The organism is Vibrio anguillarum (assembly GCF_001989995.2).
GTDB classification, from domain to species: Bacteria; Pseudomonadota; Gammaproteobacteria; order Enterobacterales; family Vibrionaceae; genus Vibrio; species Vibrio anguillarum.
Genome location: NZ_JAHGUP010000064.1, coordinates 1 through 24,294 on the forward strand (window position 1 = coordinate 1; position 24,294 = coordinate 24,294).

Below are 24,294 nucleotides of genomic sequence, written 5' to 3' on the forward strand. Positions count from 1 at the left end.
CATCGCCAGGCTTTGAATATCGCTTACATATCATTAAAAATATGAAAGCAAAACTAAAAATATAGCATTATCAAAGTAAGACTAATTTTTAGTGACAATTTGTGGAGAGATGGCTGAGTGGTTTAAAGCACCGGTCTTGAAAACCGGCGATGGTTAATAGCTATCCTAGGGTTCAAATCCCTATCTCTCCGCCACTTTTAAAGAAAAAACCGCTGTTTTTACAGCGGTTTTTTTCGTTTTATATCAACATGCCAATCTGGAAAATTAATAGCTTAATTCAATCCCTCGAACATATCTTGATCACCCTATCTGTACTTTCCAAAAATCGATTTTACACATTGAACACCTCAGACATAATGTCGTTGTGATCCGCAAAACTTTGTTGGTTAGCGTGAGCCAACTGCACACTTGCTCTATTGGATTTAGCACGGTGAGTAGGAAGAAACGTGATGACACTGACATGACTAAACTGCACTTATATACCTACCAGCACCATCCATTATAACGACGGCCTCACCTATTCATTTTTAGGGGCATGACCCAAGCCGACCCAAATAAATACGCATATTCAAATCGCTGTGGCTTCACAGTTCGAGGTTTTGTGCCGTGCTCGGCCTTAAGTCAAATGGCATTTTGATCAAGAAATTATCCAGGAAATCCCAGGTGTTCAAGCGGGTAATAGTAGAATTAGGATGGTTTTTGTTGGCTCGCCAGCGTTTTGAAATCGGTGCTATTAAGGCTATCCATCGTGATATTTAACAATAGTTAGATAGCCTTAATGAGATCGTACTTTTCTTTAATTGGTATAAGGTTATTTTTAGGTGCTTAGTTAGATTGCCATTTAAACATGCTCTATCATGGTCAGTGCCTTACGTGAGACTTCTGCGGCGGCTTTAGGATAGTTTTGTTTTTCAAGGCTATCGGCAAGATAAGCGTAATCAGATACATTGGCACGGAGCGATAACGCTTTTTCCAAATGGCTTTGCGCCTCTGCCCATTTCTGCTCTCTCATATACAATTGAGCCAGTGCGCTGTGTGCTTCGGCGTTACCACTATCCTTACTAATGGCTTCTTGTAACAACAAAATTGCTGGGTATCTATCTGGTAAATTGAGCTCTGCCAATAATGAATACAGAGCTGGCATTGGATGTTTTTTTAATGTTTCTTTAATGACGGTAAATGCTTCCGAATCTGCTTTTCGTTGAATCAACTGCTCGATGAAGCATTGAGTTAAAATGACGTCGTTTTTGGTTTTCCTTGGAAGCTTGTCCCAATGATTGATTAAGCCTTCACTACCTTGCTGCTGGGCCACGTTTTTTAGTAAACCGCATTGTGCTTTTTGGTTCAGTTGTTGGCTCTCGTCCGTATCGATCTGTTTTGCTTTTTGGAGCTTAGGTAAAAGCTCAAGCAGCGGTTGCCACTGTTCTAGGTGCACGTATGTTATCTTGAGTAAGTTGAGCACGATGGTGTTATTCGGATGAGTGGCTTGTAATGCTGATAGAGTGCTTAGCGCCAGCTCAAACTCTTCTTCTCGTACTTGCTGCTTGGCGCGAGTTAATTCAACGGCTAGGCCTGCATTACTTTGCTGACTGGCGAGATCTAAATAGTGATCTCGTTTTGCTCTGTCGTCCATTCCCTGCGCAGCTTCCGATGCAACAAGGTAGCAGAGCAGCGGCATATCATGGTGGTTCGCCCAGCGAGTGACTTTCTTTTCTGCCTGCTTCCAGTCTCCCTCTAGAAGTTTAATGATACCTTCATTGGTATAACGGCGAGAGCGCTTTAACTTACGTACGCTGAACCAGTTTAATGTGTTTGAACTGGCATAGAATGCTTTTTTGAGGAGATATTCTAAGCTAAATAATCCAGAGAGGAGTGCAATCACAAAGATCACTAAGGTGGTTACGCTCATCTCTATTGTTCTATTAGCTATAGAGATAAGAACATAACCTTGCTGGCCAGCATATTGGGTTCCGACAAATAAACCGGCCCCTAATACAACAAAAAGAAAGATGACTCTAAACATTACTTGTCCTCCGTAACGCTCATTGGAGAAACTTCACGGCGTAGGCGTTCAGTGATGACATCAGCGAGTTCGTGCTGAGTTTCAAGTTTAACTGGATATTGCACTTGTATATTTTGTTTACTGAGCTGCAATAGCGCGTGATTAAACTGCTGCACACTCTGATCATCGGAATTAAAGAAGCTGGCTGACCATTTATCTGCTGTGCTCAGTGCCGTTGTATAAATCTCTTGTTGTTCTGCGTATACGGCTTTGATGGCGGTTTCTAATTTTGCTTTGAGATTTTCTTTTAGATAGAAGTGCTGCTCAGGTGACAGTAGCGGAATGGCATTACCGTCTCGAGTGCGGAAGGTAATGAAGTTCTCCGAGAAGTCTTTCAATGAGCTAACGAGATTATTTTGCCAGTCGTTAATATTTTCGGAAACTTGTGGTGCTGATTGCTGCTGAGTTTCAGGCAACATAGCATTGGCCAGCGGTAGAGTGTCAACTTGTTGCTGTAAGGTTGTTAAGCGTAACACTAGCCCTTCACGATCAATCAATGGGATGATTTTGAGCTGAGTAATGTCACGCGCCATGGCTTTGCGTAGCGGCACTAAGCTTGGGTCATTCAATTCAGCAATACGCTGATCAGCGCTTTCCATTAGCTTGGTCGCGCTGACGATGTCATGTTCTAGAAAAAGTTTACGGCCTGCTAGTTTCACTAAGTAGTCAGCTTCTGCTAGTAGCCAGTCGTTGGGACGGCGGCCTTTGATATCAGCTATCGCCAGTTGCAAGCTGTCGATACTTTTTTGCTGTTGATTCAAGGCTACGTCAGTTTTGTGAGTGAGTTGGTCCGCTTTGGCTTGTGTTTCTTGCTTTATTTGATTGATTTCAGCCGCGAGCTGACTTTGGGTTTGTGTTAATTGAGTCTGCAATGCGTTGATTTTGGCTTGGTAAAAGGCGTCTTTTTGCTGCATTTGATAGGCTATACCACCACTGAAAATGATGGATAGGCTAATTGCAATAACAGAAAGTTTGATACTGCGCTTTGCTCGTTTATCACTCTTTTCTTCAGGCTGAGACGTGGGATCCTGCACGTAACTTTTTGGTGAATCAAGGTTATCCGTTGCGTCTTTTTCTGTAACCAGAGGAGGTGTGGCTGCTTTTTCAGGTTCAATATGCGGGTTATTATTTTTGCTTGTCATGCTTAGAGTCCTGTCTAGATTGGCTAATACTAGCCGCGAGTTCTGTATTGGAGGCGCTTCCCACGTTCGTGACGCACCCAAATCCCATGTGCAGCGCCTCTTGTCGAATTCGCTCGCTTGGGACAAAAAGAGCTAAATTTAGCAGCCAGAGTCGTTGTGAATCAGAGAATTGATCCATCATAAAATTGAGTTGACCTGAGCTGGTGACAACTAACTGAGTGACTTGCTGTTGCTGCCACAGAGATATCGATTCGGCGGCAAAGAGGGTGATCGTATCGCGTCGATACACTTCCTTATACACCACATCAGCACCACGCTCGATTAAGCTGTCGTGGATGAGCTCACGTCCGCCATTACCACGTAAAATCATCACCTTAAGGCCCGATATTGATTGCAACTGCGGTAGGGCAAGCAGGTGTTCACTGTCACTTATCTGCGGATAGTGTACTTTTTGTTGGCTTAATTTGCTGAAAACATGTGCGGTTTTTTGACCAACGGCAAGGTATCTGGCGTCATTTGGCCAAAAATATCGGTGATCTTGCAAAAATTGATGACTGAACGTCACCGCGTTTTGGCTAACCGCAATAATAATGTCGCATTGCTGAAGTTCTGGGAGTAAATACGGGAGATCGACTCCTGCATTAATCTGAATCAGTGGATGGTGAACGGAGCGGATACCGAGATCCGCTAATTGTTGGCAAAGTTCAATCCCTTGATTTTCGGGGCGAGTGACCAACACCGTCATGCTTTATTCGTGCTCGCAGTAGAGTTTGGACAGAATATCTCGCGCTCCATCATTGAGCAATTGATGGGCAAGCGTGATTCCTAATTGCTCGGCATCGGAGCGGTGGCCGCGAATCTCACCTTGCACAATTTTAGAACCATCAGGCTCACCGACTAATGCTCTTAACCAAATATGATCACCATCGAGCAATGCGTAGCTACCGATAGGTACTTGGCAACCGCCTTCTAATGTTAGGTTCATGGCTCGTTCACATTTCACGCGATCAGCCGTGTCAGAATGGTTGAGTGGCGCAAGCAATGCTCTTAAACGTTCGTCATCTAAACGGCATTCAATCCCGACTGCACCTTGCCCTACTGCAGGAAGCGATTGTTCTGGTTCAATAATGCTGCGAATGCGATCTTCAAGCTTCAAACGTTTTAAACCTGCTGCGGCGAGAATAATCGCATCGTATTCACCTGCATCGAGTTTTCCAAGACGAGTACCGACATTGCCACGCAATTCTTTAATCACAAGGTCTGGTCGATATGCTTTGAGTTGGCATTGGCGACGTAGGCTGCAGGTGCCGACGATGGCACCTTGAGGCAGTTGTTCAATGCTTTTATAGGTGTTTGAAACGAAAGCATCGCGTGGATCTTCGCGTTCACAAATCGTCACTAGTCCAAGCCCTTGAGGGAAATCGACGGGAACATCTTTCATTGAATGCACTGCTAAATCGGCTCGGTCTTCAAGCATAGCGACTTCCAACTCTTTGACAAAAAGCCCCTTACCACCCACTTTAGCTAAAGGCGTATCTAAAATGACGTCGCCTTTGGTTACCATGGTCACTAATTCCACTTCTAGGCCAGGATGAGCCGCTTGCAGCGCATCTTTAACATAATAAGCTTGCCAAAGGGCGAGCGGGCTTTTACGTGTGGCGATTCGAATGGGTGTTGCGTGAGTCATGATAATCCCGAGTGTAGGTAATGGATGGTTTAATCCTATCATTCCCGCTATGAAAGGTTTACTACTAGATCGTCGCTGTGAAGGATTGATGAAGAGATAGCATAAATTGGTCAAAATTGTGTGATTTATATCTCGTTTATATAATGAGCTATTACGACAAAGTGTAAATAGCTACGACACTATAGCCAAGGTCATTGGGGTGCATTGTAGGCATGCTCTGCCTGAGTGTGATATGCATCGAGAGGGCTTTACCAAATGGAAAGAAAATGTTAGATTGATCACGTTTTTTTGGTGCTTTAGAATAAAATATAATCAAAGCGCGTGTTAATGTTTCAACCAAGGAATCAACCTTGCAGGCTTACACCAAGACGTTAATTCAACGATTAGACAATCTCAACCAGCAACGTACCGAGCGTGCGCTGGCGCTCATGGATTTGCAAAGTCAACGTGTATTTCATTTCATTCCTGCATTACTGCACTTCAATCACCCGATTATTCCCGGCTACTACGATGCAAAAGTCCCTTATGGTGTCTATGGTTTTGAGCCTAACGACATCCAACGTCAGCTGGTTGAAGATACAGAACTCACCTTAGGTCAACCCTTACCGACCGCAGACACCCCCGCTATTCTTGCTCTGTATACCATGGGCAGTACCTCGTCGATCGGTCAAAGCACCTCGAGTGACTTAGATATTTGGGTATGTGTAGCATCGAGTATGAGCTGTGATGAGCGGGAAAGCTTAAGCAACAAATGTTTGTTGATCACCGATTGGGCAAAGAGCCAAGGGGTGGAAGCCAACTTTTTCTTGATGGATGAGCTACGTTTTCGCAGTAATCATTCTGAGCAGATGACAGGCGAAAACTGCGGTTCATCGCAACATCTCCTGCTATTAGACGAGTTCTATCGCTCTGCTGTTCGCTTGGCAGGCAAGCGTTTACTGTGGCAAATCGTGCCTCCTGAAATGGAAGAGTGCTACGACGAATACGTGCACGAATTGTGCAGCAATGATTACATTAATTGCAGTGAATGGATCGATTTTGGTAAGTTGAACCGCATTCCTGCTGAAGAGTATTTCGGCGCAAACCTTTGGCAGCTTTATAAAAGCATCGACTCGCCTTACAAGTCAGTGTTAAAAGCGATTCTGCTTGAGGCGTATTCGTGGGAGTACCCACACACGCAATTATTAAGCATTGATACCAAACGACGGTTTTTTACTCATGAACCTGATTTGTACAGTATGGATGCTTACTATTTGATGCTTGAAAAAGTGACGCGTTACCTTGAACGTATTGGTGATTCTGCCCGTCTTGATCTGGTGCGTCGTTGTTTTTATCTCAAAACGCATGAAAAGTTATCCCGTGAGCCGAGCTTAGGCTCAGTGGCATGGCGTCGAGAAGCATTAAGCCACATGATTCAGCAATGGAATTGGTCGGAATCTGTTGTTCAAGAATTAGACAATCGCCGTAATTGGAAAGTCGAACAAGTTAAAGTTGTCCACCATGCGTTGTTAGATGCGTTGATGCTGAGCTATCGAAACTTGATCCAGTTTGCACGCCGTAATGACATCACCTCGGCCATTAGCCCACAAGATATATCAATCCTCGCACGTAAGTTGTATGCGGTGTTTGAGGTGTTGCCGGGTAAAGTTACGCTACTGAATCCACAAATTTCGCCAGATCTGCACGAGCCGGATCTCTCGTTCATTCAAGTTCGAGAAGGGCGAACCAATAAAGCGGGCTGGTATCTGTATAAACAGCCTCTGGTTGCCCATCGTATGATTGGCCAACCTTTCCTTGAGCATAATGAATACCTCAGTAAGCTGGTTTCTTGGGCCTTCTTTAATGGTTTGATCACGGAATCAACTCATTTGCATTCAGTAGTACGTGACGCACAGTTGGATATTGATAAGTTCTATCAAATGGTTAGCGATTTGCGTAATACCTTCTCGTTGCGTAAGCGGCGGCCGACCATGCAGGCCTTAGCGAGCCCTTGTGAAATCAGTCAACTGGCGATGTTCATCAACTTTGAAAATGATCCTACTGCGGAATTAAGCGGTAAGTCGCTCAAAATTGATTTGAAAAATATAGATATTTTCAGTTTCGGATCTGAACAAAAAAGCTTAGTCGGTAGTGTCGATTTGGTGTATCGCAACTCGTGGCATGAAGTACGGACTCTCCATTTTACTGGCGAAACGGCGATGCTCGACGCGTTGAAAACCGTGCTTGGCAAAATGCACCAAGATGCGCTACCGCCAGAGTCTGTCGATGTATTTTGTTACAGCAAAAGTCTGCGTGGCGTGATGCGCAACATGGTGTACCAGTTGCTGGCGGAATGTATCGATTTGCGTTTGAAACCGGTAGAGCAAGAGAAACGTCGCCGTTTTAAAGCGTTACGCATTGGCGATCAAATGTATGGTCTGTTTTTTGAACGGCGAGGGGTTTCGGTACAGAAGTTGGAAAATTCGGTAGATTTTTACCGCAGTATTTCAACCAACAAATTGAAAGGTTCACCGCTGTTAATGCTCGATCGCGATCAAGATTATCAACTGCCGGAAATCGTCGATGGTTTTGCTAGTGAAGGCTTAGTGCAGTTTTTCTTTGAAGATACTGATAAAGGCTTCAACATTTATGTGTTGGATGAGTCGAACCAAATTGAAGTCTATCACCAGTTCAGCGGCGAAAAAGATGAGATGATCACTAACGTCAACAGCTTTTATACCTCAGTGCGCGACGGTAACCCACTCTCCGCTAAACTTATTAACTTCAATCTGCCGCAGTATTATCAAATCGTCCACCCAGAAGAAGGGGAAAGCTATATTGTCCCTTATCGTAACGATTCCGCGCTCTATTCTCGTCCTTCAAAAGCGGTCAACGCTTAGTTCGGTAGCGCCAAGTCACACATCTGTCACTTGGCGTTGTTGCTTTACACCCAGTCGATCGTTTCGCCAGCGTGTTTTTCACATTCTTGTTTCACCATCGCAATCAATTCCAGCCCTGTTTTTGAACAAATCCAGTTTTGGTCGATCAGTTTGAAATGGAAACCGCCTGACTTTGATGCCAGCCAAATTTCATGCATTGGCTCTTGGCGGTTAATAATAATTTGGCTGCGGTCATCAAATTCTAACGTCATCACATTGCCTGAGGTTTCGTAATCAATGTCGGCACCTGCGTTGTCTATTGCTTGTTCAATGATTTCTAGCTGCTCATCGACAAGTTGGTGAAATTCAGTATCGTTCATCCTGTCTATCCTATTGCTTTTCCTGATTGTGGTGCGATTATAGGGGGCATTGACTCAATAATCACGACATGCAAAATGAAAAAATCAATCGCTGCACTTTTTATGTTGTCACTCCTTGCTCTCGCAGGGTGTGGTCAAACCGGGCCGTTATACATGCCAGCAGAGCCTGAGCAGAGTGAACAACCTCAGCCATAGTCATTGATTTAGCTTAAAGGAAACGAATTTTGGATTACTTCAATTATCAGGACGATGGTCAGCTTTGGGCTGAAAATGTCGCATTAACAGAGTTGGCTGAGCAATACGGCACGCCTTTGTATGTCTATTCTCGCGCTACTTTAGAGCGTCACTGGCATGCTTTTGATAAGTCGGTAGGCGAACACCCTCATCTGGTGTGTTATGCGGTGAAGGCTAACTCAAACTTAGGCGTATTAAACACGTTGGCGCGTTTAGGGTCAGGTTTTGATATTGTTTCGGCAGGAGAGCTAGAGCGTGTTGTGGTGGCGGGTGGTGACCCGGCGAAAGTGGTATTTTCTGGCGTCGGTAAAACGGAAGCTGAAATGAAACGCGCGTTGGAGCTCAAGATTAAATGCTTTAACGTTGAATCCGAGCCTGAATTAGCACGTTTAAATAAAGTGGCTGGCGAGCTGGGTGTCAAAGCACCGATTTCACTGCGCATCAACCCTGATGTGGATGCACAAACCCACCCTTATATTTCAACCGGTTTGCGTGACAATAAGTTTGGTATTGCTTTTGACCGTGCACTGGATGTTTATCGCTTGGCACAAAGCCTAGAGAATCTCAGCATTCATGGTATTGATTGCCACATTGGCTCTCAACTGACTGCTATTGCCCCTTTTATTGATGCAACCGATCGCTTACTTGCGTTAATTGATCAGCTTAAAGAGGAAGGGATCACCATTAAACATTTGGATGTTGGTGGTGGTTTAGGTGTGGTGTATCGCGATGAGTTACCCCCGCAGCCTTCCGATTATGCCAAAGCCTTGTTGGCGCGTTTGAGTAACCATCAAGGTCTCGAACTGATTTTTGAACCGGGACGTGCTATTGCGGCTAACGCGGGCGTGTTGTTGACGAAAGTAGAGTTTCTCAAACATACCGAACACAAAAACTTTGCCATTATTGATGCGGCGATGAACGATTTGATGCGTCCAGCGCTTTATCAGGCTTGGCAAGATATTGTTCCTGTTGTGCCGCGCCAAGGTGAAGCGCTAACCTATGATTTGGTTGGGCCTATTTGTGAAACCGGTGACTTCTTGGGTAAAGATCGTTCATTGGTCTTGGATGAGGGAGATCTACTGGCGGTTCGCTCAGCAGGAGCTTACGGTTTTGTGATGTCTTCGAACTATAATACACGTACTCGCGTGGCGGAAGTGATGGTGGATGGTGCACAAACCCACCTTGTTCGTCAGCGTGAAGCACTATCGAGCCTATGGGCATTAGAGCGTATTCTGCCGGAGTAAATTGAAGCATTATGCATTTCCATTTTTCTAAAATGCACGGTTTGGGTAATGACTTCATGGTCGTTGATTGCATTACACAAAACGTCTTCTTCTCCCCTGATTTGATCCGCCGCTTGGCGGATCGTCATACTGGCGTGGGGTTTGATCAGCTATTAGTGGTTGAAGCGCCGTATGATCCGGAAAGTGATTTTCACTACCGTATTTTTAATGCCGATGGCAGCGAAGTTGAACAATGTGGCAACGGCGCACGTTGCTTTGCTCGCTTTGTGCGGATGAAAGGGCTGACCAATAAGTACAGCATTGGAGTCACGACTAAAAAAGGCAAAATGGTTTTAAATGTTGAAGAGGATGATCAAATCACCGTCAACATGGGCATACCAGAATTTGAGCCTAATAAGATTCCATTTCGAGCCAAACAGGCAGAGAAAACCTACATCATGCGCGTTGAAGAGAAAACCTTGTTCTGCGGGGCGGTGAGCATGGGCAATCCGCATGTGGTGACAGTGGTGGAGGATGTGACAACCGCTGAGGTTGAAATTTTGGGTCCACTGCTTGAATCCCATGAGCGTTTTCCAGAGCGTGTTAACGCAGGCTTCATGCAAGTGCTGAATCGCAATGAAGTGAAGCTACGTGTTTATGAACGTGGCGCGGGTGAAACTCAAGCGTGTGGCAGTGGTGCGTGTGGCGCGGTTGCCGTTGGTATTCTTCAAGGGTTATTGGCGGAAGAGGTGACAGTACATTTACCTGGTGGCTCGTTAGAGATCCACTGGCAAGGGCCGGGTAAGCCACTCTATATGACAGGCCCTGCGACTCATGTGTTTGATGGTCAAGTCTCTTGTTAGGGTTAAGTAAGATAAGGAATCGTTTTGTCACACGTTGAAGCGGATGCACTCACAGCCGAAGTTGTGGCTGAATATTTACGAGATCACCCAGATTTTTTCCTCCAGCGTTCAGAGCTGGTTGACAGGCTCTCCTTGCCGCACCATCAACAAGGTGCGGTCTCTTTGGTGCATGTACAACTGAATCGTCAGCGCCAGAGAATTGAGGAGTTAGAGGAAGAGATCACCGCCTTTATGTCATTAGCGGCCAATAATGACCGCACTTTCCACGAATTTATGGATCTGCAAGAGCAGATCTTAAAATGTCATTCAATGCCGCAAGTATGCAAGGCAATAGAAAACAAAGCGCAAACCTTAGGTTTGGTAGCGTATATACGTTTACTGGCCTCGCCTGAAACCGATTATCAATTGACCCAAGAGCAATGGCAGCGTTTTGCAACTAACCATTTTAATGGCAAAAATGCTTATTTAGGGCGTATGAAAAAGTTGGATCGCCAAGCGTTATTTGGTGAACAAACCGCTGTGCCAGAAATGGGTTCGTATGTGGTGCTACCATTAGGTAAGCGCTCATCACAAGGCGTATTAGCGTTTGCAAGTGAAGATGGCGGCCATTTTCAACCGAGTATGGATACCCTCTTTTTACGTCATTTGGCGTTAGTTCTCTCTCATTTAATTGAGACTCTACCTTGGCAACCGATTGAGCATGACCGAATCAGCCACACCTCTGCCTAACGGCTTACAGCAGCCCTTAACTCGCTTCTATGAATATCTGCGGAGCGAGAAAGGGTTGAGCTTGCACACCCAACGCAATTACAAACAACAGCTGGAAACCATGGCGCAGCATTTGGTGCAGATGGGGCTGAATCAATGGCAACAAGTCGATGCCGCTTGGGTGCGGCAGCTGGCGAGCAAAGGGATGCGTGAAGGGATGAAAGCCAGCAGTTTAGCGACGCGTCTCTCTTCATTGCGCAGTTTTTTTGATTTCTTGATCTTGCGTGGTGAACTGACAGCTAACCCGGCCAAAGGCGTTGCAGCACCGCGTAAAAAACGCCCGTTACCGAAAAACTTAGATGTGGATGAAGTCGCGCAACTACTCGAAGTCAAGGATGATGATCCGCTATCAGTGCGCGATCGAGCCATGATGGAATTGATGTATGGTGCTGGGTTGCGTTTAGCGGAGCTCGTCAGCATTAATGTAAAAGACCTGAGCTTTAGCCGCGGCGAGATTCGAGTGGTGGGTAAAGGGGATAAAGAACGTAAGGTGCCTTTTGCTGGCCAAGCCAAAGAATGGGTGGCGCATTGGTTGAAAATACGGACGCAGTTTGCGAACGCTGATGAGCAAAGCTTGTTTGTTTCAAAGCTGGGTGTTCGTATTTCTCATCGCAACGTACAAAAACGCATGGCCGAGTGGGGGCAAAAGCAGGCGGTGGCTAGCCATATTAGCCCACATAAACTGCGCCACTCTTTTGCGACTCACATGCTTGAATCGAGCAATAATTTACGTGCTGTGCAAGAGTTGCTGGGTCATGAGAATATTTCGACGACGCAAATTTATACTCATTTGGACTTTCAACATCTTGCGCAGGCCTATGACCAAGCGCACCCAAGAGCACGTAAAAAGAAACAGAGCGAGTAACGCATGCACTTTTATCGCAATATCGGCCCCATTAAAGCGATGAGCTTTGATTTGGACGACACGCTGTATGACAACCATCCAGTGATCCGTCATGTTGAGCAGCAAATGGTCGTGTGGCTGCACACTCATCATCCGCTTTCCGCGACGCGTCCGATAAGTTGGTGGCAGCAACTTAAACAGCAACTGGCGCTGCAAGAGCCACTGCTCGGCCATGATGTCACTCAGTGGCGATTTAAGCAGATAGAACAAGGCTTAATTCAATTAGGCTATTCGCCGCAACTTGCTTTACAGGCTGCGCAGAATGCCATTGAAGAAGTGTTGCGGTTACGTCACTTAATCACTGTGCCAGAGAAGACGCACCGCGTGATGACCGAACTGGCAAAGCGCATGCCGTTAGTGGCGATTACCAACGGCAATGTTGACCCGCACAAAATTGGCTTGGGGCATTATTTTCAACAAATTTTTAAAGCGGGTCCCGATGGCTTGGCTAAGCCGTATCCGGATCTTTTTGACAAAGCGCAGGCTGCATTACAGCTACCTGCAGCCTCGATTTTACACGTTGGTGATCATCTGATAACCGATGTGCAAGGCGCAAAATGCAATGGTTTCCAAGCCTGTTGGTATAACGATCAAGGCCAAACCTTGCTCGCCAGTCGTAAGGCTAAAGTGTTGCCTGATATTGAAATCCATCAACTGGATTCATTACTGCAGCTTTAGGGCGTGACCGCTTTTATCCGCTTGAAAAGCCTTGAGATAGTAAGTAAAAAAACGCGCGTAACTCTCTCGCATTATTTGCTTCTCCGAGAGAGTTGAGCAGCTCAACGCCCACTTCTAACGTGCATAAATGACCAGCATCTTGATTTCGCCTTAATCCATACTGAGAGATTTGATTTGGGGTGAGGTGTAGCTGCGGTAAATCGGATAACCAAGGGCTCTTATTGAGCATCTTCTTGGCTTCTTGCCATGTCCCATCCAGGATAATAAACACGATTTCTTGAGTGTCAGACGTTGAGAGAGATTGGTATTCGGTGAGCGATTGACTGCGCGTCGAAGGAAAAATAACCACCGCGTTTAACTTCTCATCCAGAATTCTCTTTTGTAATGATTTCGCCGTAGAGACTCGGTCCCAGATATACACCGAGGAATTGGGCAAGCTACGCAGCAGCAGCTTGCCAGTATTGGTCGCTCGATGCGGTTCATTTTCATGCATCAGTAGTGCAATGCGCAGTTGGCTATCCAGTGTTGGTTGCAGTGAACAGAGGCATTGATAGCTAAAATGGCAAACTGGGCAAGGGCAAGGGCACGGGCACGGTCTGGTCACTTATGGTGTCTCGATATTTTCAGAAAATAACGTTAAACCGCCATTGGCGATAGGGTAGAGAACATCGCCCACCTTCTCTTTTTCTGCTTTCAGTTGGTAACCAGTGCGAGTAAAGATACGTTCAGAAAGCAGATATTGTTGCTGGTGGCGCGTCATGACAACCTGGATCTGATTTAGGTTTAATGGCTGCCAAAACCCCTTTTCTACGGTCGATGGCTGACCATCGTTGTAGTCATAATGAGTGCTAGCGGTATGATCAGCATTCAGTTGCAAACGAATCGTGAAATCCCTATTTTGGCTCGAAGTAGCATGATAAGCCCCAACCCATGGAAGCGTCGCATCACTATTACCTAAGGTGGCACACCCCTGATAGCTTTTCTCACCGACCTTCAAGGTGGAACTCCAGCCGTACAGCGAGTCACTCATCCCGTCACTGCACATTTTTTGTGTGAGGAGCAGCGAACCTTGATTTATTTGGTACTCACGCTTGGTTTCAGATAGCTGACTTTTTGTGATAGCGAATGTTTGAGTTTCACCGCTGATGGTTTGAAAGTTAAGGTTTTTCCCTTCAAAGTGAATGGACCATGACGGTTCGTTGCCAAAAGCGCGTGTCGATTTGAGTGGTTGATTGCAGCGTTTAGGATTTTCAGCACTGAGCATATTGATGCTGGTCACGTTGAAACGTGCGCTGGAATCGGCATCGAAGCCTGTGCGGCTTGGCGCTGATAAAGTACCGATGAGCTCTCCATACAAAGGCTGATAAGGCGAGCGAGCCAAACTCAAGGCTTGCTGAGTCTGCTGTGGCGTCAGTGCTAGCCAATATTGTTGATTGCTACCACAAGGTGTAAAGGTTTGCGCCTCATGACCTACCACGACTTCTCCACGCATAATAAAGGACTGTGCTTTGATTGAACTGGGTTTATCCAAACTCGCCATCGGTACGGCTGGTGGCTGTGATGCGTTTTTTGTCGCGCAGGCTTGCAGCATTAACGTGGTCAATAACAGCGCGGAACAGTGAAGCACTTTCATAGCAGACTCTTTTTGGGCAATGCAACGAAGCTGGATTATGGCACAAAGGCGCTGGCAAATTGAACTGATGGGTGTGAATTTAACAACCCGCGGACAAGTATCAGAGATAAATCGCAAAGCCGTTATGAACAAAAACACAGCGCTCAAATGGCGCTGTGTTTTGTGACCGCTCGTTACTGCAGGCTGCTGTTACAATAAATTTTCACGCAAATAGTGAGCCACGGCGTCTTCTGCATTGCTACCAATCACTGTGTTATTCGGCAGTGCATTGAACACTTTTTGATGCGATGTGCCCATCACCAAGCCTTTACCAGCCATCGACAGCATTTCCACATCGTTCATACCATCGCCAAACGCAATACAGTTATCTAGGGTCAGGTTTAATGATTCTGCAACGGCTTTGAGCGCATCCCCTTTCGACACTTCTGCTGCCATCACTTCCAAACACCAAGGTGTTGAGAAGGCGACGTTCAGTTTGTCGCCAAAAATATCGTTTAAGCGTTCTTCAAACTGAGCTAATAACTCATGATCTTGCGCTGGGTGGGTGAAGAATATTTTGGCGACGCCCTCGGTAGGTGCGTTATTGACATCAAATACTTGGTAGCTAAAGCCGGATTCTTCGTGGAAATCACGCAGCGTTTCATCTTCTTTATTCAATAACCACGATTCATCTTGATAGATGTGAACAAAAATATCAGGGTTTTGCTTAAACACATCAATGACGGGCTGTACCAATTCTTGCGGTACATTTTTACTGTACATCAGGTTGTCATGTTGATCGTGAACGCGCGCGCCATTGGAAGTAATCATGTAGGCTGGAATGCCCGCTAACTGGCGAATACCCGCCACATCAACGTGATGGCGACCGGTAGCGAAGATGAAAGTAAAGCCTTTTTGGTGAAGTGCTTGTAGCGTTTGCTTGGTGAATTCGCTCAATTGGTGGTTTGGCGCAAGTAGTGTACCGTCGAGATCGGACGCCACGATATGAATCGCGTGCTCTTTACATTCGGTGGTCATAAAACCCTCATTATCATGGTCGATTTGGTTTGCAGATCGCAGATGGTGGAGAAACTTTGGTGTGGCTTAGTTTACGCCATCTTAAAGAGGAAAAAGAGGGTAAAACGCTCAATTGAAATTTCCTCTATTTGCTCAGTTCTAACATCTTGATTTAACTGTGTTCTCAAGAGATTGGAATTGCTTAAATAGCTCATCAAGTGCTTGGTTTCGATAGCAATCCTTTTCAAAAAAGAGCTCATGCTTTGCTCCTTCAATGATGACCAGCTTGCTAGATGGATTGGTTTTCGCCAGCTTAGTGACAAAGCGAATTTGATCCGCATTACTGACAATGTCATCCTGTCCTGCTTGCAAGATGAGTGTTGGTAACTTCACTTGACGAGTCATCAGTTGGCACAGCTTCGCTGCCATGAGCCCTTGCCATACCCAGCGCGTGCTAGGGCCGCCGACTTGCAATTCGGGTTTGCGTTGGTACAGGTCTCGAAACCATTGGTAACGCACCTGACTTTGACTTAATGAGTTGATCTCAAAAGGCTTTGCAGAATAGGCTTGATAGCCTGGCGCATAGGTTGGTTTGCTATACATCGCCGTCAGCACTTGGCTCAGTGTCATGGCGATAGGACGTAATTGCCATGGCATGTTGACACCAAACATTGGCGCGCTGAGCACCATAGCCGCAAATGGGTGTTGAGGGTATGTTTGTACATACCGGGTCGCAATGGCACCGCCCATCGAGTGGGCGACGAGAAAACGTTGTGCATAATGGCTTAAGTCAAAGTGCTCAATGACACGCTGCATGTCTAAAAGGTAGTCATCAAATTCACCGACATGGCCGATTTGTGGATCGTCGATTAATCGATCAGAAAGCCCTTGGCCACGGTGATCAAAAGAATAAATATCATAACCTTGTTGGAAAAAATCATAAAATAGCTCCTGATATTTCCAGCAAGATTCAATTCGTCCGTTGACGACGAAGATCGCCTTTGAGTGTTGAGGCGAGGTAAGTTTGCACCAATAAATTTTTGTTTTATCTGCAGATTTGATAAAACCTTCTTCTCTGGAGTGCCAGAAATCGGCAATCGTGGTATTGATCACTTGCTCAAAGAAAGACTCTTGAGTATAAGGTGGGGAGTTTGGACTCGTCTGATTCATAGATTATTCTTATTGGACAGATTCGAGGAATAGTTCATTTTTAGGCTAGATTAGTCTAGTTGAGAGGAATTGCAATGGATACTCATGTTTGGCTTGCCTATGTGGTGACCGCGATACTGTTTAGTTTGGCGCCGGGTTCAGGTACGGTCAATTCCATCAGCAATGGCCTTAGCTACGGTACACGTAAATCACTAGCCGCGATTGTGGGTTTACAATTGGGTTTGGCTTTTCACATCATGTTGGTGGGAGCCGGGATTGGTGCTTTAGTGGCACAATCAGCCATGGCATTTAGTGTGATTAAGTGGGTTGGTGCTGCGTATCTGGTGTGGTTAGGTATTCAAAAATGGCGTGATCGTTCAAGTATGATGATCAATCCAACGGCTCAAATGCAAACGAGTTGGTCTTTATTGCGTCGAGCGGTGTTGATCAACCTGACAAATCCTAAATCCATAGTCTTTCTGGTGGCGCTTTTTCCACAATTTATTGACCCAACCCAAGATCAGTTCATTCAATTGTTGGTGTTAGGCGTGACCACGGTAACCATTGATTCGATTGTGATGCTTGGTTACACCTCCTTAGCCGCACGAATGGGGCGCTTTATTCGTTCAGAGAGTGTCATGAGTAAGATTAACCGAGTATTTGGCTCGATGTTTATTGGTTGTGGAGCGCTACTAGCAGTGGCGAAGTCCTAAGATGGCTATGTCTCAATTATTAGTTGTTAATCACTAATGCATTATTCTTATGTCGCACGACAACCGATCTTAAATGCCAAGCAGCATACGCTTGGCTATGAATTGCTCTTTCGTGATGGGGAAAAAAACGCGTTTCCAGCGCACATTGAGTCGAATCGAGCCACGTATCGCTTGATCGTCGAAAACTTTCTTGCGGTGGGGATCAATCCTAATATTCCCAAATCACGTTGTTTTATTAATTTTCCCTACAAGAGTTTAATTCGCCGCCTGCCTTTAACGTTGCCGCGGGAACAAATTGTGGTGGAAGTGCTCGAAACCTGTGAGCCGACGGATGAACTGCTTGAGGCGATTAAAGAGTTGTATCGGCGTGGCTATCTGGTGGCGCTGGATGACTTTGTGTATGCGCCAGAATGGGAACGCTTTCTGAGTTATGTGCACATCGTCAAGCTCGATATTATGGCGCTGGGCTTAGATCACGCTTGCGAGTTTGTACGTCAGCGTTTAGCGGAAGGCAGTAAGCGTCGTTATTTAGCGGAACGAGTTGAAACGGATCACCAGTTCACCGTGACACGTAATGCCGGTTTTAGCTTTTTCCAAGGTTATTTCTTTAGTAAACCAGAAATGATCAAGCAGCGTTATGTTGGACCAGAGCAGATTATCGCCTTAGAGCTTTTTCGAGAAGTTTGTAAGCCAAATGCTGATTTTGAACGGATTGAATACATTGTCGCGCAAGATGTAGCGCTCTCATACAAGTTGCTCAGATTCGTCAACACTATGTCTGATCGCTTATCCGTGCCGATTTCCTCTTTTCGTCAAGCTTTGGTCTATCTTGGTCAAGACAAGCTCAAAACCTTTGTATCATTAGCCGTTGCTTCATTTGTCTCAGCTAAAAAGCCGAAAGAGTTGTATAACCTCTCTTTGCAACGTGCTCAATTTTGCCAATTAATGTCTGGGCATCCTTCATTTCGTCAACATCGCGAGCAAGCTTTTTTAATTGGTCTTTTTTCTGTGTTAGATGCCTTACTGGATATTTCAATTGAAGAGCTGGTTGCGCAGTTACCCTTGTGTGACGTGGTCAAACTAGCACTGCAAAAGCGTGAAGGACCCATTGGCGAGCTGTTGGCACTTGAGGAGTGTTTTGAGCAAGCGGACTGGCAAGGAGTGGAAAGCCATTGCGATCTGCTAGGGCTTGAATTAAATCAAGTCAGTGATGAGCTTTCGGCGGCGCAGCGCTGGAGTCAAGATATTCATCGTTTGCTGTAATAAATTTCGTGCGAATGTAAAAACCGCCGTCATGAGCGACGGCGGTTTGCCCAAACTTGGGGTTTATTGCAGCCAAGCATTCAGCATCCATACCAGTTTCTCTTGTTCGCGGATGTAGTCACTCATCAGTGCTGAAGTGCCTTCATCTCCCGCCTGCGTTGCAATTTCAAGAATTTCTCGTTGCTGGTGGATCAATACACTGAATCCCTTAACCAATCCTTGCATGGTTTCTTGACCATTAGTTGCGTTAGTGTGTTCTGACACTTGTGCTGTTGCTAAATAGGCGCTGAAGCTATGCAACGGTTGATAACCTAAAGTCAAAACTCGTTCCGCTAACTCATCAATTTTGACCTGTATGTCAGTGTAAATCTCTTCAAATTTTGCGTGCAGTTCAAAGAACTCTTTTCCTTTGATATTCCAATGGTAACCACGAGTATTCATATAAAACACTTGGTAGTTAGCCAATAATTGGTTTAACGCTTGTGCAAGTTGTTGGCTTTGGTTGGTATCTAAACCGATCAAATTTGTTGTCATGTGTTCACCTCGTTGTCATGGATAAGTGATTTCTCTTGTTAAGCATTAGATTGCACCTTGAAGTGAACAAAATAAATTCGTTTTGATTGATTTATTCGATAGGTATTAGCTATTAATTATAATGGCGTTAGTGATCCTTTACCGATAACTGACTTGCGGATTACATAGCCAACTATTTCAACTTTATAGTAGAAACCTTAAAACACTGTGGATAGGCACTATGACCAAACGAGTTATTTTTTTTGATTTATTGCGCTGTTTGGCGGCTGTAGCGGTGATCGGTATTCATGTGTTGGCCCCCTATCGGCAGCAACTCGGCGATATTTCTTTTGAGCAGTGGGTGGTTGCGGTTGGCATCAATAGTGTAAGCCGTTGGGCTGTGCCAGTCTTTATATTGATCACTGGAGCCTTAATGCTTAGTGATCGTCGCCCTTTTGATGCGCGTTATTATGTTCAGCGACGTCTTGGCAAAGTTTTGCTGCCATTTATCGTTTGGTCGCTCTTCTATGCTTATTTGTCCGGCTGGAGTGCGAGTGGATTTGATGGGCAAGTTGCAAAGGCGGTGCTGAGTAACAGTACGCACCACGCAACGTATTACCATTTAGGTTTTTTTTATTACTTTATCCCACTTTATTTTGTGATCCCTTTTCTACAACTGCTGGTCCGAAGAGTTGATGATAAAGCGCTGTACGCATTAGTTGCCGTGTGGCTGCTGACGACCACCTTATTTTTATGCGGTATTGATGGCCCTTGGAGCAATGAGCTATGGCTGTTTGCTGGTTATTTACCGTTGGGTTACTTGCTCTATCAGAAGGTGCCACTCAACCGGGTAACGCTATGTATGGCGATTCTGTTTGGCTGTCTGGCACTATTGACGACGGTATGGATGGTGGTTAGCCACAGTGTCGCAGCGGGTGAGTATACGATTGGTCGCTGGCTCTCTTATAAAACACTGAACGTCGTTTTAGCCGCCAGCATGATATTTATCGTGTGTCGATATTTTGCTGAGAGATTGCCCGCTCGTGCTAAGCAAGTCGTAAGTGTGATAAGCCAGCACAGCTTAGGCATCTATTTATTACATCCCATCTTTCTATGGCCTGTAAAAGAGTATGGGTGGGATCAAGGGAATCCCGCATGGGTGATCCCGTTATGGATTCTCGTAAGCGGCGCAGGATCACTGGCGGTGAGTATATGGGTTGCTCGCTCTGCAAAAACACGTTGGTTATTACCTTAACGCTTGAGTGCAAAGTGTAGAAACTTGTGTCCGCAATAAGTCAGCATTCCTTGGTCGCCTGGGTTAAGTGCATGGTAATAATGCACGCCGACTTGAAATTCCCGCTTTGGGCCAAGTTTGCCTTTTTGGACGTAAATCCAGAACTCCTGATCCTCTTCCCCAGGGCGAGCATGAGGGATGGCGATGGCTTGCTTGTCGATAATCGTGACATTAGCAGTGCGTTCGGGGGCGTTTTCGCCTTGCACATGGCGACGATAGAAATAGCTAAATACCCAAATAGCAGAGATAACTAACAAAGCGACAACGATAAGTAATGAAAGCGGCATGGTGAACTCCTTAGCGATGAAGGCGACATTTTAGCGTGCAACATATGGCAAAGGAGTGTTGCTTGCTACTAAAGCGTGAGTTTGATTGGTTTGACGGTTTTTTTTCCAGCGGATATCACATTTCCTCGGTAGGTTAGCGAGCAAAAATGCTCAACTATTCCGTGGGGAAGTATGATAAAAATAGATGGAGCGCCACCAGAGTTGGCACAGGAGGGCGATAATGTCAGATATTGAGAAAGTGGTTTTGCGAACGCGTCGATTGGAAAGCTTGTTGAGAGAGCAATATCACGCTGAGGGGAAGGGGTTACATCAATTGGTGACCAGCTGTGAAGAGCGTTTACCACATGATGTGGTGGGCAAGCTGAGGTTCATTGCCACTATTCGTAACAAAGTTGTGCATGAAGATAACTATCAGTTAGAAGATCGCAAAGCATTTCTTCGTGTGTGTGAGGAATGTGAGAAGGAGCTGACTCCGCGCAGCGGTCGTTTTATTTGGCGCGTAGCCATTTCATTGATGACCTTAATCACGTTAGCGGCGCTTCTTTTTTACTATCTTCATTGGGAAGCCCTATCGAAACACGTCACAATGCCATAAATGGTATTAGGTCGTTTTACTCAATCGTTAGATAAAAAAAGAGGACACGAAAGTGTCCTCTTTTTTTATTGGGAATTAGATACTTAGTACATCATTGGCAGTGTCATTAGGCCTACGATAACCGCGATCATTACAAGTCCCTGTTTTTGAGATGAAGAAATCATAACACTGCTCCTTTATTCTGTGGTTTCATTCTATGAATATGAGAATAGCACTACTTTGTTTAGTTGATCAACCTCAATTTGATGAAGCATCCAAAATAACACCTTAACATCATCATATTCAGGGAATATTGGCAATGTTTAGTGCTTGTTTTGGTGTGTTTATATAATGTTCTTCTTGGTGCTGTTTTAATCTGTATTTATTTAATTCGTTGAATTTGTTTAATTTTATTAGGTTAATGTGATGTTGCTTGTATGGTTTTTTTTGGTTTTACTATCTTAGGTGGCTTATCATTGTCAGGGTTTGGTGAATTCTCATTTTTCGAGAAAAATTAATTTAATAATGAGATGTTCTCGCAAATAAAATTGGTTAAACCAGTTTTTTTGCTAGTTAGTAAGTCAGTTGTTGCTGTTTTTTTATTAGAGGCTTTAAGTTCTGGTTTTTCTTTTGGTTTTTTGTCTAATTCATTGTTTTTATTTTTATTTTTATTTTTATAATTTCTGTTTTAGTGTCTTTTTTTTGTTGGTTTTTCTTTGTTTTTGTATTGTAAATGAGTGGAATGTCTCTGGGAGTCATTGTTGTGATTGAAAGTGAGGGTTAGTGAGCAAAGAGTGAGCTTTGATTGTTTTCGCCACTCTTTGTTGTTGAATAAAGCCAACGTTCCGATTCGCTAGCAAGATCCAATTTTTGCGTTCATCTGCTGGACTTCAAGGACGACATGCCTACACTGACCGCAGATTTTTAAAGGGGAAATGAGATGTGGAGTTGGCTCTCCGTTGCTTTGTCTGGATTCATTAGTATTTCAGCTGTTGAAAGTAACAAAATCAAGCAAGCGGTAATGTTTAAAACACTCAGTATGCTGTTATTGGTGGTAATAGTTTTAAACCATACCACGCAGCTCACTTCTCCTATCTTATGGGTAACACTCGGTCTGCTGATTTCGGCCATTGCAGACACATTGCATCTGTTGCAACGTTACTCAAAACTCTGCTTTGCTAGCTTTCTTGTCGCACAGTTGATGTACAGTAAAGCCTTTTGGGCGCAACTTTCTGACACTATGGTGTGGTGGCTACCTGCCCTTTTGATTGCGACCAGTATTGTGGCTTTTTTCCTATTGTTACCACAAATTGACACCTTGATCTTTCCCGTAACCATTATGGGTATGATGTTAGTTCAGTTGGCGTGGGCGGCGGGAGAGTTGTGGCTACAAACGCAAACAGTGCCTGCTTTTGCTGGGTTTGTTGGCTGTTTGGTGCTGATGCTCTCGGCCAGTTTGTTAGCTATTCACGATTACCGCAGGCCATTGCCTTATGGGCGCTATCTTATTTCTGGCAGCTATTTATTAGCGCAAGCGTTAATCTCTGCCTCGGTGGCCTTGTAAATATTATTGCTTCATAAATATCGTTATTTTGAGGAGCATCGAAATCTCATGATGGGGCTGATATACTGCGGCCACTTTAAATTGATGTGAGTAGTGATAGATGGATATTTTATCGGCGGCGACCATGCTTTTTTTGATCATGGACCCGCTTGGCAATCTACCGGTCATGCTCTCCATCTTAAAACACCTTGATCCCAAACGTCGCCGTGTTGTGCTCGTGCGCGAACTCTGTTTTGCGTTGATCATTTTGATGCTGTTCCTGTTTGCTGGCAAAAACATCATGAGTTTTTTGCACGTGCAACCGGAAACTCTCAGCATTTCTGGCGGTATCATTCTCTTCATCACCAAAGTTACCCCTAAAAGAATAATATTTAAATTAATTAGCACTATCAAATCCAGTTTTGATAGTGAGTTTGGGCTTAGTATGAAAGTATTATATACAATATTTTCATATAATATTTTCATGATCGGGGTTTGCGCACCAATGGAACGAAAACGTACTCTTACAGAGATCTAATGTGCCATTTAAGTGATGACAAAATTGTATGTGACATATAGATGGTGACTTATTGTGTTTTTGAGTCCAATAAAGGCAGTGATCTACTAGAGGTACAGTCAAATGGGCTTTGTTGTACTGTTTCCAGTTAGTTTTTTTGTAACGAGGTTTCGGCATATGACTACGATGATTGACTGATGTAGCTGATCAGGTCGTAAGTTCCTGAGCTGCTACATCGAATTACACAACAAAGCTATTTGAGGTGTTAATCTCACGTTTCTAGCTCTGGATGAATCAGAGTTTACGATAGCTCCAAAAATACTGTTATCACCTGTAAGCTTATTCAGCGATTTGATCATGGCATAACTCTCGCCAACTTGAGTGTTGTAGTTCCTCAGGCTTAATTTCCCCACCTAACAACTGTTTCACTCGATACATTGCTGTGGTCTATCAGGGAAAGATAGAGCCGCACCATGGCCAAGAGGAGAAGAAACAGATACACCGCCACTAAACAAATCATCTTTAATTCGTTGCAATAGAGAGCTAGAAGACGATTCGAGGTTATCTACTTTGTTGTAGTCGTGGATCACCCCAGCAAAACCTTGATGGGAAAAAGTATCCGCATAGACATGCATGGCAATTCCCATCACGTAGGGCTTGTGCCAATGTGTTGCCACCATTCTCAGCATATCTCTTGCAACAGCGCTGTCTGGTTTGCAAACTAGTCTATGTATGAGTCGTCCATCTGGTTTAACGTTTGAAGGAAAGCCCTGGTTGCCAGGAAGAAAGTGAAATGGAATCCACACCTGATGATTTGCGAGCTCTTGTGTGTTTCGATAGTCGAGCATTTTGTGAGCAGACACAATACGGCCATACATCGCACCATTATCAAAATATATTGGCTTATCATTGGTCGTCTCATCTACATATTGAGCCGCGTACGCTACTTTTTCAGCGTCGGCATGCTCAACCCCCGCATAACGAGCGATAACGTGTAAGCGCCCCATGATCCC

Annotated in this window: 24 protein-coding genes, 1 tRNA gene and 3 pseudogenes; 14 read left to right on the forward strand and 14 right to left on the reverse strand. The window is 44.8% G+C overall.

Going from position 1 to position 24,294, the window contains the following annotated elements; genetic code table 11:
• Window positions 1-103: 103 nt before the first annotated feature.
• Window positions 104-194, forward strand: a tRNA-Ser gene (locus PL85_RS14200).
• 137 nt (window positions 195-331) lie between these two features.
• Here PL85_RS14200 and PL85_RS14205 read toward each other — a convergent pair.
• The 5 genes from PL85_RS14205 to hemC all read right to left on the reverse strand — a co-directional run bounded on the left by PL85_RS14205 (window position 332) and on the right by hemC (window position 4,891).
• Window positions 332-475 (reverse strand): hypothetical protein, encoded by a 144-nt coding sequence (locus tag PL85_RS14205; protein WP_157722350.1) that lies wholly within the window; start codon window positions 473-475, stop codon window positions 332-334.
• Between the two features lie 366 nt (window positions 476-841).
• Window positions 842-2,023, reverse strand: coding sequence for a heme biosynthesis protein HemY (locus PL85_RS14210; RefSeq protein ID WP_115339425.1), 1,182 nt, complete (start codon window positions 2,021-2,023; stop codon window positions 842-844).
• Window positions 2,023-3,204, reverse strand: coding sequence for a uroporphyrinogen-III C-methyltransferase (locus tag PL85_RS14215; RefSeq protein WP_047690031.1), 1,182 nt, complete (start codon window positions 3,202-3,204; stop codon window positions 2,023-2,025). The genes PL85_RS14210 and PL85_RS14215 overlap by 1 nt, the downstream gene beginning before the upstream one ends.
• Window positions 3,188-3,949 carry a uroporphyrinogen-III synthase gene (locus tag PL85_RS14220; protein WP_017048597.1) on the reverse strand — a complete coding sequence of 254 codons (762 nt, stop codon included), beginning with the start codon at window positions 3,947-3,949 and terminating at the stop codon, window positions 3,188-3,190. Before PL85_RS14220 ends, PL85_RS14215 begins: the two co-directional genes overlap by 17 nt.
• A 3-nt stretch (window positions 3,950-3,952) precedes the next feature.
• Entirely contained in the window at window positions 3,953-4,891 is a 939-nt protein-coding gene (hemC, locus tag PL85_RS14225) for a hydroxymethylbilane synthase (RefSeq protein WP_115339426.1), read from the reverse strand.
• 350 nt (window positions 4,892-5,241) lie between these two features.
• Here hemC and PL85_RS14230 point away from each other — a divergent pair, with 350 nt between their 5' ends.
• Window positions 5,242-7,770: a class I adenylate cyclase gene (locus PL85_RS14230; protein ID WP_088728525.1), complete on the forward strand. Its 2,529-nt coding sequence runs from the start codon at window positions 5,242-5,244 to the stop codon at window positions 7,768-7,770.
• Window positions 7,771-7,814: 44 nt separating this feature from the next.
• Here the strand turns inward: PL85_RS14230 and cyaY are convergent, their stop codons facing one another.
• Complete coding sequence (gene cyaY / locus PL85_RS14235) at window positions 7,815-8,129, reverse strand: iron donor protein CyaY (protein WP_017044535.1); 315 nt, start codon at window positions 8,127-8,129, stop codon at window positions 7,815-7,817.
• A 75-nt stretch (window positions 8,130-8,204) separates the two neighbouring features.
• Between cyaY and lptM the strand changes: the two genes are divergently transcribed.
• The 6 genes from lptM to yigB are packed head-to-tail and all read left to right on the forward strand — an operon-like array spanning window position 8,205 to window position 12,799.
• The gene (gene lptM, locus PL85_RS19100) at window positions 8,205-8,324 is read left to right on the forward strand and encodes an LPS translocon maturation chaperone LptM (RefSeq protein ID WP_033197445.1); all 120 of its coding nucleotides are present in this window, start codon (window positions 8,205-8,207) and stop codon (window positions 8,322-8,324) included.
• Window positions 8,325-8,353: 29 nt separating this feature from the next.
• Window positions 8,354-9,607, forward strand: a complete 1,254-nt coding sequence (gene lysA / locus PL85_RS14245) for a diaminopimelate decarboxylase (RefSeq protein WP_019281799.1) — start codon at window positions 8,354-8,356, stop codon at window positions 9,605-9,607.
• 11 nt (window positions 9,608-9,618) lie between these two features.
• Window positions 9,619-10,449 carry a diaminopimelate epimerase gene (dapF, locus tag PL85_RS14250; protein ID WP_010319875.1) on the forward strand — a complete coding sequence of 277 codons (831 nt, stop codon included), beginning with the start codon at window positions 9,619-9,621 and terminating at the stop codon, window positions 10,447-10,449.
• 24 nt (window positions 10,450-10,473) lie between these two features.
• Entirely contained in the window at window positions 10,474-11,178 is a 705-nt protein-coding gene (locus PL85_RS14255; RefSeq protein ID WP_115339428.1) for a DUF484 family protein, read from the forward strand.
• A complete protein-coding gene (xerC, locus tag PL85_RS14260) occupies window positions 11,150-12,082 on the forward strand; it encodes a tyrosine recombinase XerC (RefSeq protein ID WP_010319873.1) in 933 nt (310 codons plus the stop codon). The genes PL85_RS14255 and xerC overlap by 29 nt, the downstream gene beginning before the upstream one ends.
• A 3-nt stretch (window positions 12,083-12,085) precedes the next feature.
• Complete coding sequence (gene yigB / locus PL85_RS14265) at window positions 12,086-12,799, forward strand: 5-amino-6-(5-phospho-D-ribitylamino)uracil phosphatase YigB (RefSeq protein WP_017042048.1); 714 nt, start codon at window positions 12,086-12,088, stop codon at window positions 12,797-12,799.
• Here the strand turns inward: yigB and PL85_RS14270 are convergent.
• The 4 genes and pseudogenes from PL85_RS14270 to PL85_RS14285 all read right to left on the reverse strand — a co-directional run bounded on the left by PL85_RS14270 (window position 12,785) and on the right by PL85_RS14285 (window position 16,598).
• A pseudogene (locus PL85_RS14270) lies at window positions 12,785-13,403 on the reverse strand (tRNA-uridine aminocarboxypropyltransferase). The gene yigB and the pseudogene PL85_RS14270 sit on opposite strands and share 15 nt — an antisense overlap.
• On the reverse strand, window positions 13,404-14,432 hold the full coding sequence (locus PL85_RS14275) for a COG3650 family protein (protein ID WP_019281802.1): 1,029 nt from the start codon (window positions 14,430-14,432) through the stop codon (window positions 13,404-13,406).
• A gap of 189 nt (window positions 14,433-14,621) precedes the next feature.
• Window positions 14,622-15,449: a Cof-type HAD-IIB family hydrolase gene (locus PL85_RS14280; protein WP_019281803.1), complete on the reverse strand. Its 828-nt coding sequence runs from the start codon at window positions 15,447-15,449 to the stop codon at window positions 14,622-14,624.
• Between the two features lie 138 nt (window positions 15,450-15,587).
• Complete coding sequence (locus PL85_RS14285) at window positions 15,588-16,598, reverse strand: alpha/beta fold hydrolase (RefSeq protein ID WP_115339429.1); 1,011 nt, start codon at window positions 16,596-16,598, stop codon at window positions 15,588-15,590.
• Window positions 16,599-16,672: 74 nt separating this feature from the next.
• Between PL85_RS14285 and rhtB the strand changes: the two genes are divergently transcribed.
• Complete coding sequence (gene rhtB, locus PL85_RS14290; protein WP_115339430.1) at window positions 16,673-17,290, forward strand: homoserine/homoserine lactone efflux protein; 618 nt, start codon at window positions 16,673-16,675, stop codon at window positions 17,288-17,290.
• Between the two features lie 36 nt (window positions 17,291-17,326).
• Window positions 17,327-18,553 carry an EAL and HDOD domain-containing protein gene (locus PL85_RS14295; RefSeq protein WP_013855508.1) on the forward strand — a complete coding sequence of 409 codons (1,227 nt, stop codon included), beginning with the start codon at window positions 17,327-17,329 and terminating at the stop codon, window positions 18,551-18,553.
• Between the two features lie 63 nt (window positions 18,554-18,616).
• Here the strand turns inward: PL85_RS14295 and PL85_RS14300 are convergent, their stop codons facing one another.
• Window positions 18,617-19,087, reverse strand: coding sequence for a Dps family protein (locus PL85_RS14300; RefSeq protein ID WP_013855507.1), 471 nt, complete (start codon window positions 19,085-19,087; stop codon window positions 18,617-18,619).
• Window positions 19,088-19,307: 220 nt separating this feature from the next.
• On the opposite strand from PL85_RS14300, the gene PL85_RS14305 reads away from it, so the two are divergent.
• The gene (locus PL85_RS14305; RefSeq protein ID WP_115339431.1) at window positions 19,308-20,321 is read left to right on the forward strand and encodes an acyltransferase; all 1,014 of its coding nucleotides are present in this window, start codon (window positions 19,308-19,310) and stop codon (window positions 20,319-20,321) included.
• Here the strand turns inward: PL85_RS14305 and PL85_RS14310 are convergent.
• Window positions 20,318-20,647 (reverse strand): DUF2500 domain-containing protein, encoded by a 330-nt coding sequence (locus PL85_RS14310; RefSeq protein WP_017042056.1) that lies wholly within the window; start codon window positions 20,645-20,647, stop codon window positions 20,318-20,320. The genes PL85_RS14305 and PL85_RS14310 overlap by 4 nt on opposite strands.
• A 220-nt stretch (window positions 20,648-20,867) precedes the next feature.
• Between PL85_RS14310 and PL85_RS14315 the strand changes: the two genes are divergently transcribed.
• The 3 genes and pseudogenes from PL85_RS14315 to PL85_RS14325 form a co-directional block, all read left to right on the forward strand.
• Complete coding sequence (locus PL85_RS14315) at window positions 20,868-21,242, forward strand: hypothetical protein (protein ID WP_026027131.1); 375 nt, start codon at window positions 20,868-20,870, stop codon at window positions 21,240-21,242.
• Window positions 21,243-22,161: 919 nt separating this feature from the next.
• Window positions 22,162-22,785 (forward strand): lysoplasmalogenase, encoded by a 624-nt coding sequence (locus PL85_RS14320; RefSeq protein WP_010316907.1) that lies wholly within the window; start codon window positions 22,162-22,164, stop codon window positions 22,783-22,785.
• Window positions 22,786-22,885: 100 nt separating this feature from the next.
• Window positions 22,886-23,137: pseudogene (locus PL85_RS14325) on the forward strand (MarC family protein); the annotation flags it as partial.
• A gap of 473 nt (window positions 23,138-23,610) precedes the next feature.
• On the opposite strand, the pseudogene PL85_RS14330 reads toward PL85_RS14325, so the two are convergent.
• Both PL85_RS14330 and PL85_RS14335 read right to left on the reverse strand, forming a co-directional pair.
• Window positions 23,611-23,725, reverse strand: a pseudogene (locus PL85_RS14330) (IS5/IS1182 family transposase); the annotation flags it as partial.
• On the reverse strand, window positions 23,707-24,288 hold the full coding sequence (locus PL85_RS14335) for a DUF6765 family protein (protein ID WP_234826551.1): 582 nt from the start codon (window positions 24,286-24,288) through the stop codon (window positions 23,707-23,709). The pseudogene PL85_RS14330 and the gene PL85_RS14335, both read right to left, overlap by 19 nt.
• Window positions 24,289-24,294 lie beyond the last annotated feature (6 nt).